We start from the raw sequence: 16,032 nt of genomic DNA on the forward strand, positions 1-16,032 counted from the left end.
AACGCGTGTTTTGGATGTCGAGGCTGGTTTTTCCCCTCGTGCGCCGCTGAGCTTAGGGACCCACGGGTCAACTGCCAGGGGTTCCAGGTAAAAAGGAAGAGGCTGTAGGACGAGGCGTGGGCAGGCACTTTGCCTAAACGTGAACCGCATCAGGCTGTTGAACTTGAGTTGAATGGACGGCAGTTGCCCCGGCTACCTAAACTGTCAGCAGATTTGGGGAAAGGGAACACTGGATGAATCGCAACGAACTTCGCAAGGCGGATATCAACCTGATGGTGGTGTTCGAAACGCTGATGCTGGAGCGCAATGTCACCCGGGTGGCGGAGAAGCTGTTTCTCGGGCAGCCGACCATCAGCTCGGCGCTCAATCGCTTGCGTGCGATGTTCAATGATCCGTTGTTCATCCGTGTTGGCCATCGCATGGAGCCGACGGCACGGGCAGAGGAGATCATCAGGCACTTGTCGCCGGCGTTGGATTCCTTGTCCGTGGCCTTGAGCCTGACCCATGATTTTGACCCGGCCAGCAGCACGATGACGTTCCGCATCGGGTTGTCCGACGATGTCGAGTTCGGCCTGTTGCCGCCGTTGCTGCGAACGCTGCGCCAGGAAGCGCCAAACGTGGTGTTTGTGGTGCAGCATGTCGATTACTGGCGTATTCCCGACTTGCTGGCGTCCGGCGATATCACGGTGGGTATCAGCCAGACCCGTGGCTTGCCGGCCAATGCCAAGCGCAAGTTGCTGCGGCATATCCAGCCCAGCATTTTGCGCGCCGATGCTTGCGACACTCCGCTGACGCTCGACGAATATTGCGCGCGACCGCACGTGTTGGTGTCCCATACTGCCAACGTCAGTGGCTACGCCGACGAGTGGCTGGCGGAAATCGGCCGCACGCGCCAGGTGGTGCTCTCGGTACCGCAATACAGCTCGTTGCCGGCACTGCTCGCCGGGACGGACCTGATCGCCAGCCTGCCGGACTACACCGCCGAGGCGATGGCTGCTTCGGGCATGCTGTTCAAGGAGCCCTTTCCGTTCAAGACACCGACCCTGGACTTGTCCATGGTCTGGCTCAGTCATGTCGATACCGACCCTGCCGAGCGCTGGTTACGTTCGCGCCTGGAGGCGTTCATGAGTGAGCGTGCCGTTTTGCCGCTGCCCGAATGAACAGGGCATGTTATACGTACGACCTTTCCACCCCCTTCCAGGAGCCAACTCATGCCTCACCTGCACATGGAATACACCGCCAACCTGACTGACCTGAATGCCGATGTGGCATTGATGCGGTTGAACAATACGCTGGTGGGTTCCGGTCAGTTTGCTGCCGAATTCGACATCAAGAGCCGCGCGGTCAGGGTCGAGACGTTCAAGGTCGGTACTGCTCTGTCTGAGCGGGCATTCGTGCATGTGAAACTCGCACTGTTGAGTGGTCGTTCCGCACAGATCAAGAAACAACTTTCCGAAAGCCTGCTGGCGGTGGTTCAGGACCTGTGTGAGTGGCCGAGCGGCGTTGAAGTCCAGTTGTGCGTGGAAATTCTCGACATCGATCGCGATTCCTACAGCAAGACCGCCATCAGCCACTGAGTATCAGGCCGTTTCCTGCACGGCGCAGGCCTGGATCACTTGCGCTCGCAGCCAGGTATTGGCGCTGTCCTGATCGACACGCTGGCTCCACTGCATGTCGAGGGTGAAACCCGGTAAACCCTCGGGCGCTTCACAGTGATTGAAGGTGTCGGTACTGGCCAGCAGCCGCTGGATGCGCCGGGGCAGGGTCAGGGCATAGTCGGTGCCGGTAATCAGCTTCAGCGCCGCACTGTAACTGTTGGCGCGCGCGACGATCTGGCGCTGTTTGGCCTGATGCGCGAGCCAGCCGTCGACCATGTTGGTGGCGGACGTCCAGGGTGTCGGGAACACGTGTCGACGTTCGACATAGGTTTGCAGGCTCAAACGCAGTTCCGCCGGGGTGGCGCATTTGTCGAACACACAGACCAGATCATCTTCGAGCAGCGTCCGGGATTTGAAATCGACGTGGCTGCGATGAAAGTTCGGGCCGAAACACATCACCAGGTCGAGGCTGCCTTCGCGCAACGCTTCGGCAGGGATATCGGCTTCGAGTTTGAGCACATTGACCGTCACCGGAAGATCGGCGAGGGCGAAGGTTTTCAACAGGCGCGGCAGAATCAACTGCTCGAAATATTCCGGTGCGCAGAGGTTGAACGTCACGGCTTGCAGGCCAGGGTCGAACGCGGGTGAGCCGGCGTGACACAAGTTGATGCTTTCCAGGATTTTCAGCGCGTGAGGGTACATCGCGCTGGCCTTGCCGGTGGGTTGCATGCCGCCGGTACGGGTATTGATGAACAGTTCGTCCTCGAAGCTGTTGCGCAGTTTTTTCAGGCAGTAACTCACTGTGGACTGGCTGACGCTAAGCATCTCGGATACGCCGGTGACGCTGTTCTGCTCGTACACGGCGACGAACACCAGGAGGTCCTGCATGTCGAGTTTTCTAAGCGAATTACTGTTCAGCATCCGTTGCGTCTCGCTGCATCCCTTGCGCTGACCCTGTGCAGGGTGGGTGAATTATCCTAACGGAATGAGCGAACAGGGAAAATGCCTTGCAGGAAGTTTCCCCCTGGAGCCCTTCAACGCTGGACCATCGCCGACACGGCGCGGCGGCTGGAGATCAACAGCGCGAACATGCCGATGGCCACCAGCAGCGCGCCGGCCAACTCCAGCGGCAGCGGCAACTGGCGTCCCCCAAACCAGTGAAACAAGGTGATGAAGAGTGTGCTCAGGTAGATGTAGGAAATCACCGAGGATGGCGCGATCACGCCGATGGCCCGATGCAGCAACCAGAACGTCGCCAGGGTGGCGAACACTGCCAGGTACATCAGCCAATAGAAATCCTTGAGCGTCAGAAATGATGCCGAGCGCCAACCACCACTGAATCCGCAGAACACCAGCAGGAACAGCGCGCCGAACAGCATGTTCCAGAACGTCATGGGCACCGGCCCGCGTCCCTTCAGGCTATTGGCTTTCAGGCGTTGGCTGAGCGGGGCGTAGAGTGCCATCGCCAGGCAACCGATGCCGTACACGGTCAGTGCATACGGCGATGGCAACTCGCCGGGGCCGGTGCCTTTCATGATCAGTAACACCGCCCCGGCAGCGGCGAGCAGCATCGGCACAATCCGTTGTTTCAGGCGGCTGTCAGGTATGAGTACGGCCTCGAAAGCCAGGGTCATCAGCGGCACGAGCGTAAACATCGTCCCGGTATTGACGGCCGAGGTGTAGCGCAACGCTTCGAACAGTGAGCCGAAGTACAACGCCAGCAGCAGGCCGAGCACCGCATGACCGAGCAGCCCGCGGGCGGTCATGGCGGCGTTGCCTTCACGCAGCAACAGCGGCAGAAACACCAAGGTGCAGAACAACAGGCGCAAACCGGTCAGCAGGATCGGGTCGATGGCCTGGCTGACTTGCGCCGCCGCGGAAAACGAGGCGGCGATCAGCAAGGCCCAAAGCAGCATGCTGACGTGAGCGGCGGCGAAACCGGTGGTTTTCATGGCAGGCTCCGGGTCAGTGGATGTGGCGGCTGTAGTGCCTTGGGTTGAAGCGCAAAACCATCAACATCATCAGCGCCATGACCGCCGTCAGTGACCACCAGGCCCATTCAAAGTTGCCGAGCCGGTCGCGGATGATCCCCGCCAGCAAAGGCGACAGGCTGGCGATCAGGTAGCCGATGCCTTGCACGAATGCGGTCAGGCCACCGGCGCGCAATGGATTGTCCAGGTGATCCAGCGATACGATCAGGCTCATCGGGAACAACCCGCCAATGCCCAGCCCCAGCAGGCATGGCCACATCAGGCTCAAGTGCTGCGGGTTCAGAATCAGTCCGCAGAAACCGGTGATGATCAGTGCCAGCAAGACCATCAGCACGACGCGGCGGTCGCGGCTGCGATTGGCGATGAAGGGCGTCAGCAGGCCCGACAGCACTTCCATTGCGGTCAGAAACCCGAGCAGCAATCCGGCGTGTTGCTCGCTCCAGCCCTTTTCCACGTAGTACGGCGCCAGCCAGGCCAGAACGCAGGTATAGGACGCAGTGCCCAGGCCAAAGAAGATCGCGAGTAACCACGCGCGGGAATTGGCGAAGAACGATCCTTTGCGGGATGCCCTCGAGTCCAGTGTTGGCATCCCCGCGCTTTGGCTGCGCCAGAAGAGCAATGCCAGCACGGCGAGAACGGCCCAGATCGCCAGACCCATACGCCAGCTGCCGCTAGACTCCATCACCAGTGGCGCAAAGGACGCACCCATGGCGGCACCGCCCATGATCGATGTGACGTAAAGTCCCATGCACAGGGCAACGTGGTCGCTGAAGCGGGATTTGATCAGCACAGGCATCAGGGCCTGGATCAGGGCGATGCCGATACCTGCCATTACGGCGCTGAGGATCAATTCGGCTACCGAATCGACAAACAGGCGCGACACCGTGGCCACGCCAATGATCAGCAACGAAAGTACGACCGTGCGCTGTTCACCGAGACGCTGGCTGACACGCAGTCCGAAAAACATCGCCAGTCCCATGGCCATGACCGGCAACAGGGTCAGCAGTGAAGCCAGACTGAAACTCAGCGGGATGTCCTCGCGAATTGCCGAGAGCAACGGCCCGACGGCGGCCATGGAGGGACGCAGGTTCAGGGCGACGAGAACAATGCTGAACATCAGCCAGAGGGCAGGGCGGGTAGTCGCGCGGGTGTTTTCCATGATCGGACCTTGAACGGTAGGGTTGCGATTAGGCGCGCGAGGCCGCAAGGCCGCAAATCAGAAAGTCTGGTGATGTATTTGGAAATTAAATAAGAGTGCGGTCATACGGACGTCGTTGAATGTTTAGCCATTCGACATCCAAGGTTCTTCAAATCCTGATTTAACGACTGAACCCATCGTGTGACGCTGCGGGTCATCTGTTTTCTGCGGTTCTCTCTATGGACGGTTGGCCAGTCGCAATCCACCTCAAGGCAACCATCGGCGCTCGTGCGTCGAGCCTTGGTCGTCGATTCACGCCCGCCACCGCGCCAAGCCTCTCTGCACTTCCTTCTGAACTGGCCTTCTGGGCGCTGTGGCATTGCCGACATGCGCGCCCGCCGGATTCCTGCTTTTTCCGCTGATCGTTCCTACATATTCCGGTAGGTACCGGAATTAAAGTGCGTGTGCCTTTGTGCACCCGTCAAACACGGAAAAAGAGAATTCCCATGAGTTGTGCCACGACCTCGTTCGCCACCCGGCTTGAAGCCCTGACCTTTCTGGAGCAGAACCCGGATATTGAAATGTTCGAGCTGTTCATCCTCGATAATAACGGTGTGCCGCGGGGCAAGCTGCTGCACCGTGACGAGTTGCTGGCGGTGTATGAAAGCGGGCGGCCATTGCCGAGTACCATCCTCGGTCTGACCATCAACGGCGATGACGTGGAAAACTCCGGGCTGGTCTGGGATGTCGGCGATATCGACTGCCGGGCCTACCCGATCAGCGGCAGCCTCACGCGTATGCCATGGCGTCTGATACCGACCGCGGCCGTACAGGTCAGCATGCACCCGACTGAGGGGATGCCCGCTACCATTGCCGATCCCCGTCACTTGCTGGCGAAAGTCATCGAAGGGTTGCAGGCTGACGGCTATTACCCGGTCATGGCGGCGGAACTGGAGTTCTATCTGCTGGATCAGCAACGCGACAGCAATGGCCGGCCGCAACCGGCGCGGGATATCGATGGCGGGCGTCCGCGCGGCACCCAGGTCTATGGATTGCGCGAGCTTGAACAGATCGAACCGTTCCTGGCCGATCTCTACAACGCCTGCAAGCTCCAGGGGATTCCGGCGCGAACGGCCATTTCCGAATACGCGCCGGGGCAAGTGGAGATCACCCTCGAACACCGCAGCGACGCGTTGCAGGCGATGGATGAAGCGGTGCGTTACAAGCGCCTGGTCAAAGGGGTGGCGCACAAGCACGGCATGACAGCCTGCTTCATGGCCAAGCCTTTCGATGACCTGGCTGGCACCGGGATGCACATGCACGTGAGTCTGGCGGACAAGGACGGCAACAACCTCTTCGCCAGTGAAGCCCCGGATGGAACGCCCCTGCTCAAGCAGGCTGTCGCCGGCATGCTCAGTACCTTGCTCGACTCGCTGTTGCTGTTCTGCCCCAACGCCAATTCCTACCGTCGATTCCAGGCCAACAGCTATGCGCCGCTGGCAGCCACCTGGGGGGTGGACAATCGCACCGTGAGTTTGCGCGTACCCGGCGGGCCGGCGTATTCCCGGCACATCGAGCATCGAATTTGTGGTGCGGATGCCAACCCCTATCTGGCGGCTGCAGCGATTCTGGCCGGTATTCATCGCGGTATCCGCGAACAACTCGATCCGGGTGCGCCGGTGGAGGGCAATGGCTACGCCCAGGCCGCGAAACTGTTGCCGACGGACTGGCTGACCACATTGCGTTCGCTGGAAGGTTCCAGTTGGGCCAGGGAAGCCTTCGGCGGCGAGTTCCTCGGTGTCTACCTGGCGGTGAAACGCGCCGAGTATCGCCAATTCATGGGGGAGGTCGGTGAGCAGGACTGGCGCTGGTACCTGCATCAGGCTTGAGCCGAAATCGAACCAAAGCTGAACTATTCTCAAATAGTCTGAAGTTTCTGGCAGGTGTTATAAGCCAACTAATTGTTGGCTTCTTTTTCACAAAAAATTGATGGTTGGCTACCTAAAATTAGAACTGTCTCGGTCAATGAAATTTTCACATTTACCGAAGGCACTTCTTTTCAGGACTCGCCGAACCTCATGTTTAAGATTAAAGCCGTGCGCCCCGAATGGGTCACACTGATTGCCAGTGCATTTTTGTTGGTTGGCTTCAACTTTGTACTCTGGCAACACCTGTTCGAAATCACCACGTCCGATGGCAAAGGCATCGTCATGCGCGTGGCCTTCGGGGTGATGATATTCGCGGCCTTCAACATCGTGCTGACCCTGCTGGCCTTCCGTCCGGTGCTCAAGCCGCTCCTGACCCTGCTGTTCATGGTCAGCGCGGGCGTGGCGTATTTCATGAGCCAGTATGGTGTCCTGATCGACACCGGCATGTTGCGTAACTTCGCTGAAACCAATGCTACGGAAGTGCGCGACTTACTGTCGCTCAAGTTGTTTGTTTATATTGTGCTGCTCGGTGTATTGCCGTCATGGTTATTGTGGAAAGCACCGATTAATTATCGTCGCTGGCACCGTGAACTGCTCAGTAAAGTCCTGGTGACGTTTGCTTCGGCGGCCGTCATTGGTGGTGTTGCACTGGTTAACTATCAAGGCCTGTCTTCGCTGTTTCGCAATCACCACGAGTTGCGCCTGATGGTGGTGCCAAGCAACTACATTGGTGCCTCGGCTGGTTTCTTGCGCGAGAAAGTAGCGACTGCGCGGCAACCCTTTGTCAAGCTCGGTGAAGATGCCCAGCGCAATACGGCCTGGCAAACTCATGGACGCAAATCCCTGACTGTTCTTGTCGTCGGGGAAAGTGCCCGTGCGGAGAACTTCGGCATCCTTGGCTATAACCGCGACACCACGCCGAAACTGAGTAAGGAAGATGGTCTGATCGCTTTCACCGATGTGCATTCCTGCGGAACTGAAACCGCCGTTTCGGTGCCTTGCATGTTCTCCAACATGGGGCGCAAGGACTACAACGCCAGCAAGGCCAAGAACGAAGAAGGCCTGCTGGATGTGCTCAAGCATGCGGGTATCGACGTGATCTGGCGTGACAACCAGTCGGGCTGCAAGGGTACGTGCGATCGCGTCACCCTTCAGGACGTCAGCAATCTGAAAGACCCGGCGCTGTGCGCCAACAGTGAATGCCGCGACGAAATCCTGCTGCAGGGGCTGCAACATTTCATCGATACCCTGGACAAAGACACCGTGCTGGTATTGCACCAGATGGGGAGTCACGGTCCGGAGTACTTCAAGCGTTATCCGAAAGAGTTCGAGCGCTTCACCCCGGTTTGCGAGAGTAATGCCCTGAACAATTGCAGTCGCGAAAGTATCGTCAATGGCTACGACAACACCTTGGTCTATACCGACCATGTGCTGTCTACCTTGATCGATCTGCTGCGCAGTAACCAGTCCAAAGTGGACACCGCGATGCTGTATCTTTCGGACCACGGTGAATCCCTGGGCGAGTACAACTTGTTCCTCCACGGCACGCCTTACATGCTGGCACCGGAGCAGCAAAAACATGTGGCCATGTTTGCCTGGTTCTCCGACAGCTATAAACAGTCGTTTGCGGTAGATACCCGCTGCCTGCAACAGAGTCGTGAAAAGCCCCTGAGCCAGGACAACCTGTTCCATTCGATGCTCGGACTGCTGGAGGTCAACAGCAAGGTCTACAACCAGGACCTGGACATGTTTGCCGGATGTCGTGGCCCGGTGACTGACGGCGTGCTGGCCAAGGATTGAGTGCTCCGATTTTGTTTCACACGGTGGCTGCCGACCTGCGGCCTGTTGAACGTTTATCAAGAGCCATTGCACATGTCCGCTCAACCTCCATCCGCCATCGAGCTTGAGATTGCCCGGCGCTACGATCAGGAGCACGCGCGCGTCTGCCTTCAGCCGCAAGCGCCGGGCCTGGCCGGGCGGCTGACGCTCTGGCGTGAGGCGCGTCTGGTGCGCAATTCACTCAAGGTCGCTGGCGAACCGGGGCTGATCCTCGACGTGGCCTGCGGGGTGGGGCGTTTCTGGTCGGTGCTGGCCGAACATGCCAATCGGGTGATCCTCGCGACGGACCCGTCCCAGGACATCCTCGATCATGCCCGCACACATCACCCGCAAAGCCTGCTGAAGCGGATCAAGACCTTTCAAAGCTCCGCCTTCTCGATTGGTTTGTCGGAAAACGCGGTTGACTGCATTTTTTGCATGCAACTGTTTCAGCACCTTTACAGCCCGGAACATCGTCTGGCGATGCTGGGCGAGTTTTACCGGGTCAGTCGCGATACGGTGATCGTCGCGGTGCGCCTCGACGGACGTTTCAAGGGCGCGCATGCAAGCGTGGAGGGGCCATTACCGAGCAAGGCCGGGGTCGAAAGCGAGTTCAGGCAGGCGGGATTCCGTTTGCTCAGCCATCAGGATTTTTTCCCCGGTTGTGCACAGATGCGAGTCTACGTGCTGGGTAAGACCAGCTAGGCCGAGCTTGTCGGACTATTCTTCATGTCACGCAGTCATTTTCGCTAACGCTCTTCAGTGGATGCGCGGAAATCGCCGGGGGCGATATATACTGCGCGCCATTCTTCAAGGGAGAGCCGTGTGGCCATCGATATTCACTGGATTCGCGACAACGATAGCCTCGGTCGGTTTTGTGCCGAGTGGCAGCAACTGCCATTCGTTGCCCTCGATACCGAATTCATGCGGGTCGACACCTTCTACCCGATCGCAGGCCTGCTGCAGGTCGGCGATGGCAAACGTGCCTACCTGATTGATCCGCTGACCATCGACAACTGGCAGCCTCTGGCTGCATTGCTGGAAAACCCGGCCGTGCTCAAGGTTGTCCACGCGTGCAGCGAAGACCTCGAAGTCCTGCTACGCCTGACCGGTAGCCTGCCGGCGCCACTGTTCGATACGCAATTGGCAGCCGCTTACCTGAACCTCGGTTTCTCCATGGGCTATTCGCGCCTGGTGCAGGAAGTGCTCGGCATCGACCTGCCCAAGGGTGAAACCCGTTCCGACTGGCTGCAGCGTCCGCTCTCCGACACCCAGATCAGCTATGCCGCCGAAGATGCCGTGCATCTGGCTGAGGTGTTCGTAAAGCTGCGTCCAAAGCTGTCTGACGAGAAATACGCCTGGGTTCTGGAAGACGGTGCCGAACTGGTGGCCAACCTGCGCCGCGAGACCGATCCGAACGAGGTCTATCGCGATGCCAAGCTGGCCTGGAAGCTATCGCGCGCCCAACTCGCGGTGTTGCGTGAACTCTGCGCCTGGCGTGAAAAGGAAGCCCGTGCCCGCGATCTGCCGCGCAACCGGATCATCCGCGAGCATTCGTTGTGGCCGCTGGCGCGTACGCAGCCGGATAATCTAGGTGCGCTGGCGAAAATCGAAGACATGCACCCGCGTACCGTGCGTCAGGATGGTGAGTTTCTGCTTGATCTGATCAAGCGCTCTGGCAGTGTGTCGCCAGATCAATGGCCGCCAGCCGTGCCGGAGCCGCTGCCGGTGGACGCTGCCGTGTTGCTCAAGCAGCTCAAAGCCATCGGCCAGGCCGAGGCCGAGCGCCTGAACATTGCGCCGGAACTGATGTTGCGCAAGAAAACCCTGGAAGCGCTGCTCAAGAGCGGCTTCCCCAATGGTCCCTACCAATTGCCTGATTCGCTGCGTGGCTGGCGCCGCGAATTGATGGGCCAGGCGCTGCTGGACAGCCTGGTCACCGCCGGAGAACAGCCTTGAAACGTATTTGCTCCATCTATCGCAGCTCGAAGAGAAACGAAATGTACCTGTATGTGCTCAAGAGCGATGCTCTGGAGCGCGTACCGGATCCCCTGATGGCAGCCTTCGGCAAGGCCATCCATGCGTTCGACCTGGTGCTGAGCCCTGAGCGCAAGCTGTCGCGCGAGGACATCGCGGTCGTGCTGGAAAACCTCGAGAAACAGGGGTATCACCTGCAAATGCCGCCTGCCGAAGACGAGTACATCGAGCACTTGCCGGAAGAATTGTTGCGCCGCAACGATCCGGTGTGAATGGCAGACAGGCTCTGTTCAGAGTGGTTATGAAACACTGATTGATTTTAGCGATGGCAGTATCGACGGAGCAGCGCTCTGTCGGCTGCCGTCTGCACCGTTTTTGAAAGGTTTGAAGCATGCGCGTCCTGATTGCTGAACACGACCACCCCGTGTACGCCCAACTGTTGCGCGAGGCGGCACCGGACCTGGAGGTGCTGACCAGCGGTGATTCCGCCGAACTGGCCGGCCAGGCCGCGGATTGTCCGGTGTGGCTCGGCCAGCCTGATCTGCTGGCGACCCTGTTACGCCAGGGCCATCAACCGCAATGGCTGCAATCGACCTGGGCCGGCATTACGCCGCTGCTGGCCGATGGCTTGCCACGGCACTATCGATTGACCCGTGCAGTCGGCATCTTCGGGCAAGTCATGGCCGAATACGTGCTCACCTATATGCTCGGTCACGAACGTGAAGTGCTGGCGCGGCTGGTCAGCCAGGTCGAGCGCAAATGGGACAGCCGCCATGGCCAGAGCCTGGCGGGGCGCAAGGTGTTGATCGTCGGTACCGGTGATATCGGTCAGAGTGTCGCGCAGTTCCTCGTGCCGTTTGGTGTCGAGCTGTATGGCGTTGCCAGCAGCGCGCGGGAACAGGCGCCGTTCATCGAGGTCGGTTCACTGGCGGATCTGCCGCGGCTGGTCGGTGAAGTCGATTACGTGGTCAATCTGCTACCGAACACGTCGCAAACCCACGATATCTACGACGCGGCGCTGTTCAAGCAATTCAAACCGACCGGCTTGTTCATCAATGCCGGGCGCGGCGTGGCGGTGGTCGATGCGGATCTGGTGGAAGCCTTGAAGGAAGGGCATCTGGCGGGCGCGGTGATCGACGTGTGCCGTCAGGAGCCATTGCCCCAGCGGCATCCATTCTGGACAGCCTGGGGCCTGCTGCTCACCGGCCACAGCTCGGCACCGACTTCGCCGTCGATGATGGTGAAGCTGTTTGTCGAAAACCTGCGGGCGTTTGAGGCGGGAGAGGCGTTGCGCGGGGAAGTGGATTTCGATCGCGGGTACTGAAATCACTCTCAAAAACTGTGGGAGCGAGCTTGCTCGCGATGAGGCCATTAGCTTCAACATCAATGTTGACTGACTGGCCGCCATCGCGAGCAAGCTCGCTCCCACAGGGATTTTCAGTATGGCTTAGAGACTGAAGTCGCCTTCAGCTGCCAGCTCGCTCAACGGACGGCGCGGGCTTGGTACTTCACGGGCCTGCAGGTATTCCGCCAGGCTGGCCTTGTCCCCCAGCTTGCCCACCGCGACGGCGGCGTGCAGGGCATAGCCTTCAGGAATGTTCAGCTCCTTGCGGGTCAGTTCCTGGTCGAAGCCGGCCATGCCGTGGGTGTGCCAGCCGCTCAGGCTCGCTTGCAGGGCCAGGTGGCCCCAGGCGGAACCGGTGTCGAAGGTGTGCCACAGGGCCGGGGTTTCTTCGGTGGCGCCTGGCGCGGTGAAGGTGGTTTTCGAAATCACGATCACCAGGGCCGAAGCATGTTGCGCCCAGCTGCGGTTGAATTCGTTCAGCAGTCCCAGGTAGCGCTCCCAGTTCGGCGTGTCGCGACGTGCGTAAAGGAAGCGCCAGGGTTGCGAGTTGTAGGCCGAGGGTGCCCAGCGCGCGGCTTCGAAGAAGCTCAGCAGGGTTTCTTCGGCAATGGCTTCGCCCGTGAAGGCGCGGGGCGACCAGCGATCGGTGAACTGAGGGTCAATGGTGTAATCGGCAACGCGTGGGTTGGCACTCATCAAGAGATTCCTGGCTGGTTTTGAAAGTGGGAGCGACGAAAAACCCTACTTGGCAGCGCAGAAACTGACAAGCCCGTTCTACCGACAGTCGCCAATGCTTGGCCCACGGGGCTTCGGGCACTAGACTGGCGGCCTTTTCACCACCTGATGTCGATGCTCGAACCATGGCCGCCAAAGTAGAACCGTTCTGGATACGCAAGACCCTCGATCAACTCGATCAGGAGGAATGGGAGTCGCTGTGCGACGGCTGTGGATTGTGCTGTCTGCAAAAGCTTGAAGACGAAGACGACAACAGCGTCTATTACACGCGCATCGCCTGCAAACTGCTGGACCTGAAAACCTGCCAGTGCACGGATTATCCTAACCGTCGCGACACTGTGCCGGACTGTATCCAGCTCACGCCGGGCAAGGCCGACGAATTCAAATGGCTGCCGCCGACGTGCGGCTATCGCCTGGTCAGCGAAGGCAAGGACCTGCCGTTGTGGCATCACCTGGTGTGCGGTGATCGCGATGCCGTGCATCACGAGCGGATTTCCCAGTCCGGACGCATGCTCGCCGAAGGCAGCGTGCCGGAAGACGACTGGGAAGATCATCTGATTTTCCGCGCGGGCTGACTGCCTGAGGTTCAACCTTTCACGAAGGAGTGTGTATGGCTGTGGGATGGCGGCGGGCGTGGGGCGTCGGATTGTTGGCCGTGAGTGCGCCCGTATGGGCCGCGAACAAGGTCGATCTGGATTATCACGTGCGCCTGTTGCCGCAGAACGATCAGGCCGAAGTGCGCCTGACGCTCGCCCAGGGCTCGGCGGTACGCAGCCTGGATTTCGACCTGGGCGACGGCAGCCACTACAGCGATTTCAAGGCCGATGGCCAATGGCAACTGACCCCTGGCAAAGCGGCACGGGGTGTCTGGCGTCCGGCGGCTGACAAGGCCAGCCTGACGTATCGGGTGAATATCAACCACGGGCGCAAGAACGGCAGCTTTGAGACGCGCATGACGCCAGACTGGGCATTGATGCGCGGCGACGATTTGGTGCCGGCTGCCAGACTCGATCAACAGGACGGCATCGAACTGGTTTCACGCCTTGAATTCGAGCTGCCCGGTGGCTGGAAAAGCGTCGAAACCGCGTGGCCACGGATTGGCCAGAACAGGTTCCGTATCGATAACCCTTCCAGACTGTTCGACCGGCCCACGGGCTGGATGCTCGCCGGCCAGCTTGGCAGCCGCCGGACTCGTCTGGGCGAGACTGAAGTTACCGTCGCCTCGCCGCTGGGGCAGGGCATGCGGCGTATGGATGTGCTGACGCTGCTGACCTTCGTCTGGCCGCAAGTGCAGGCGCTGTACCCGCGACACCCGGGCAAATTGCTGATCGTCGGAGCCAATGATCCGATGTGGCGTGGCAGCCGGTCGGCGCACGAGTCGATCTACCTCAACAGTCACCTGCCATTGGTCAGCGAAAGCGGCACCAGTGCCCTGGTCCGCGAGTTGGCCCAGGTGTTCGGACGGATCAACGGCACAAAACGCAGTGACTGGATCAATGAAGGTTTTGCCGAGTATTACGCCATCGAACTGGTGCGGCGGGCCGGCGGCATGAGCGATGAACGCTACGAGAGCCTGCACGGCAAACTGGTCAGGACCAGCCAGAAGGTCAGCACGCTGCGCAGTGATCAGGCCAACCCGGCGCAGGTGGCCAGGGCGGTGGTGTTGCTGCAGGAGCTGGACCGCGAGATTCGCCTGAAAACCCATAACAAGCGTTCGCTGGATGACGTGTTGCGCGGGGCAATGCGGCTGGGAGATATCGATACCCAGGCGTTTGTTCAGCTCAGCGAGAGCGTGATCGGTGGGTCTTCAAAAGTGCTCAGTACCGAGTTGATTCAGTGAGTCCGTCATCGCGAGCAAGCTCGCTCCCACAATGATTGGGGGTGAACACAAATGTTGTGCATGCCACATAATCCTGTGGGAGCGAGCTTGCTCGCGATAGGGCCATCAGCCCCGCCGAACGATCCGGATCAAACCCCGGCTTTCGGCGACTTCAACGAATCATTGCCGGTCACGGTGGCAGTTTTGGTCGCCGCCTCGGCATTGGCCTTCAACTGCCTCAGTTCCTCACCGGCCCGCTGGATTTTCGCCCGCACGTTGTCCATGTCCCGGCGGCTTTTCTCCAGCAGGCTTTTCGCCGAGCTGTGGCCGGTAATGCCGCGCGCCAGGGCTACGCCGCCGATGGCCACCTGGATCAGGCCGAAGATCCCGCCACGACGCAGGCCCTTGCCCACCATCACCACGCCGCCGGCCAGGGAGCCGATGCGTTCCCAGCCCTGCACGTTCTGTTCGGAAGGGCTCTGGAAAGGGGTGGATTCGATACGCTCGACGCGTTTGAGTTCGCTCATGGTCTGTCTCCAGGCTTCAGTGATCGATAGACAAGCTGACCGCCGGCGCGGGCAGCTCGTTCAATCGGATGTGCGGCGATTCAGCGGAATTTTGGACCGGAGCGGGTATTGAGCCCCTTGGACATGCGGTCGTAGAGCACGACGTTGACCGTGGCGGCCAGGTTCATGCAACCGGTGGTCGGAATGTAGACCACGTCTTCGCACCAGTCGCGAATCTCCTTATCCAGCGAGCCGTCTTCCGGGCCGAAGATGTAGAGCGCGCGATCCGGGTGGGTGTATTCCGGCAGAGGGCGGGCACCTTCAACCAGTTCCACGGCGACGGGCACACAGTTGAGCGGCAGGATTCTCTTCAGGTCATCGATGCCGATCAGCGGGATGTCGTAGTGCACACGCTTGGTATCGGTGACGAAGTCGGCGGCGCGCTCATAGCGCTTGCCGGTGTAGAACACCGACGCCACGCCATAACAGCCAGCGGCGCGCATCACCGAACCGACGTTCTCCGGTGACTTGGGGTTATACAAACCAATGCAGCTGTACCGTTTGTCTGCCACGAGCGGGGTGCCTTTCGGGAAAAAAGCGCGATTATACGGGGATTGGGGGAGGGCGGGCAGATTCAAGACTTGTGGTGTCTGAGCCATTGCTTTCGCGGGCAAGCCCGCTCCCACAGGTTTGTGTGGCGTACACAGTTTTTGTGAGCACCGCCAATCACTGTGGGAGCGGGCTTGCCCGCGAAGAGGCCAGTTCAGGCACTAAAGATTTTTACTCTTCTTTTTTCATCAACCCAGCCAGCGCCGCAAACGGGTTATGCGTGGCCTTGGCGATTTTCGGCGTGCTCAGCGAGCCTTCGTCGAAATACTGCTGGTCGGTATAGCGCGAGTGTTCGTTATCGTGGCAGTACAGGCACAACAGCTCCCAGTTCGAGCCGTCCTGCGGGTTGTTGTCGTGGTTGTGGTCGCGGTGGTGCACGGTCAGTTCGCTCAGGCGCTTGCCGGAGAACTCACGGGCGCAGCGGCCACAGACGTGCGGGTACATCTTCAGGGCCTTGTCGCGGTAGCCCATTTCCTTGTCGCGCTGGTTGTCGGCGAGGATGCGATCCAGCTTCGAAGTGTTGGTCGGGGTGGACGAACTCATGGGTTCACCTTTGTAGAAAGACTGA

The 16,032-nt window shown here is 59.7% G+C and carries 17 protein-coding genes; 10 read left to right on the forward strand and 7 right to left on the reverse strand.

What is annotated here, in order from left to right:
• Positions 1-233 precede the first annotated feature (233 nt).
• Positions 234-1,160, forward strand: a complete 927-nt coding sequence (locus tag KW841_RS14115; RefSeq protein ID WP_015093920.1) for a LysR family transcriptional regulator — start codon at positions 234-236, stop codon at positions 1,158-1,160.
• Positions 1,161-1,211: 51 nt separating this feature from the next.
• On the forward strand, positions 1,212-1,577 hold the full coding sequence (locus KW841_RS14120) for a 5-carboxymethyl-2-hydroxymuconate Delta-isomerase (protein ID WP_218477051.1): 366 nt from the start codon (positions 1,212-1,214) through the stop codon (positions 1,575-1,577).
• Between the two features lie 3 nt (positions 1,578-1,580).
• On the opposite strand, the gene KW841_RS14125 is transcribed toward KW841_RS14120, so the two are convergent.
• From KW841_RS14125 to KW841_RS14135, 3 genes are all read right to left on the reverse strand, one after another.
• Complete coding sequence (locus tag KW841_RS14125) at positions 1,581-2,519, reverse strand: LysR family transcriptional regulator (RefSeq protein ID WP_218477054.1); 939 nt, start codon at positions 2,517-2,519, stop codon at positions 1,581-1,583.
• 113 nt (positions 2,520-2,632) lie between these two features.
• On the reverse strand, positions 2,633-3,550 hold the full coding sequence (locus KW841_RS14130) for a DMT family transporter (protein WP_218477065.1): 918 nt from the start codon (positions 3,548-3,550) through the stop codon (positions 2,633-2,635).
• Between the two features lie 13 nt (positions 3,551-3,563).
• On the reverse strand, positions 3,564-4,748 hold the full coding sequence (locus tag KW841_RS14135) for a cyanate transporter (RefSeq protein ID WP_218477075.1): 1,185 nt from the start codon (positions 4,746-4,748) through the stop codon (positions 3,564-3,566).
• Between the two features lie 485 nt (positions 4,749-5,233).
• Between KW841_RS14135 and KW841_RS14140 the strand changes: the two genes are divergently transcribed.
• The 6 genes from KW841_RS14140 (at position 5,234) to KW841_RS14165 (ending at position 11,774) form a co-directional block, all read left to right on the forward strand.
• The gene (locus KW841_RS14140) at positions 5,234-6,616 is read left to right on the forward strand and encodes a glutamine synthetase family protein (protein WP_218477077.1); all 1,383 of its coding nucleotides are present in this window, start codon (positions 5,234-5,236) and stop codon (positions 6,614-6,616) included.
• A gap of 189 nt (positions 6,617-6,805) precedes the next feature.
• Entirely contained in the window at positions 6,806-8,455 is a 1,650-nt protein-coding gene (locus tag KW841_RS14145) for a phosphoethanolamine transferase (RefSeq protein WP_218477079.1), read from the forward strand.
• A gap of 72 nt (positions 8,456-8,527) precedes the next feature.
• Entirely contained in the window at positions 8,528-9,178 is a 651-nt protein-coding gene (locus tag KW841_RS14150; protein ID WP_218477081.1) for a class I SAM-dependent methyltransferase, read from the forward strand.
• Positions 9,179-9,298: 120 nt separating this feature from the next.
• Positions 9,299-10,432, forward strand: coding sequence for a ribonuclease D (rnd, locus tag KW841_RS14155; protein WP_218477082.1), 1,134 nt, complete (start codon positions 9,299-9,301; stop codon positions 10,430-10,432).
• Entirely contained in the window at positions 10,429-10,722 is a 294-nt protein-coding gene (locus tag KW841_RS14160; RefSeq protein WP_033048390.1) for a YcgL domain-containing protein, read from the forward strand. The genes rnd and KW841_RS14160 overlap by 4 nt, the downstream gene beginning before the upstream one ends.
• A gap of 119 nt (positions 10,723-10,841) precedes the next feature.
• Positions 10,842-11,774 (forward strand): D-2-hydroxyacid dehydrogenase, encoded by a 933-nt coding sequence (locus KW841_RS14165; protein ID WP_218477085.1) that lies wholly within the window; start codon positions 10,842-10,844, stop codon positions 11,772-11,774.
• Between the two features lie 123 nt (positions 11,775-11,897).
• Here the strand turns inward: KW841_RS14165 and KW841_RS14170 are convergent, their stop codons facing one another.
• Complete coding sequence (locus KW841_RS14170; RefSeq protein WP_218477087.1) at positions 11,898-12,491, reverse strand: nitroreductase family protein; 594 nt, start codon at positions 12,489-12,491, stop codon at positions 11,898-11,900.
• Between the two features lie 164 nt (positions 12,492-12,655).
• On the opposite strand from KW841_RS14170, the gene KW841_RS14175 reads away from it, so the two are divergent.
• Together KW841_RS14175 and KW841_RS14180 are read left to right on the forward strand one after the other, a co-directional pair.
• Positions 12,656-13,105, forward strand: a complete 450-nt coding sequence (locus KW841_RS14175) for a YcgN family cysteine cluster protein (protein ID WP_007984794.1) — start codon at positions 12,656-12,658, stop codon at positions 13,103-13,105.
• A gap of 35 nt (positions 13,106-13,140) precedes the next feature.
• Positions 13,141-14,370, forward strand: a complete 1,230-nt coding sequence (locus KW841_RS14180) for a hypothetical protein (RefSeq protein WP_218477089.1) — start codon at positions 13,141-13,143, stop codon at positions 14,368-14,370.
• Positions 14,371-14,498: 128 nt separating this feature from the next.
• Here KW841_RS14180 and KW841_RS14185 read toward each other — a convergent pair whose 3' ends face one another.
• The 3 genes from KW841_RS14185 to KW841_RS14195 form a co-directional block, all read right to left on the reverse strand.
• The gene (locus tag KW841_RS14185) at positions 14,499-14,876 is read right to left on the reverse strand and encodes a DUF2892 domain-containing protein (RefSeq protein WP_218477091.1); all 378 of its coding nucleotides are present in this window, start codon (positions 14,874-14,876) and stop codon (positions 14,499-14,501) included.
• A gap of 80 nt (positions 14,877-14,956) precedes the next feature.
• Entirely contained in the window at positions 14,957-15,427 is a 471-nt protein-coding gene (locus KW841_RS14190) for an RNA methyltransferase (RefSeq protein WP_218477094.1), read from the reverse strand.
• A gap of 208 nt (positions 15,428-15,635) precedes the next feature.
• Positions 15,636-16,007 carry a YajD family HNH nuclease gene (locus KW841_RS14195; protein WP_137804604.1) on the reverse strand — a complete coding sequence of 124 codons (372 nt, stop codon included), beginning with the start codon at positions 16,005-16,007 and terminating at the stop codon, positions 15,636-15,638.
• Positions 16,008-16,032 lie beyond the last annotated feature (25 nt).

The sequence above is a fragment of the Pseudomonas sp. PDM28 genome (genome assembly GCF_019219115.1).
Classification (GTDB): Bacteria; Pseudomonadota; Gammaproteobacteria; order Pseudomonadales; family Pseudomonadaceae; genus Aquipseudomonas; species Aquipseudomonas laurylsulfatiphila.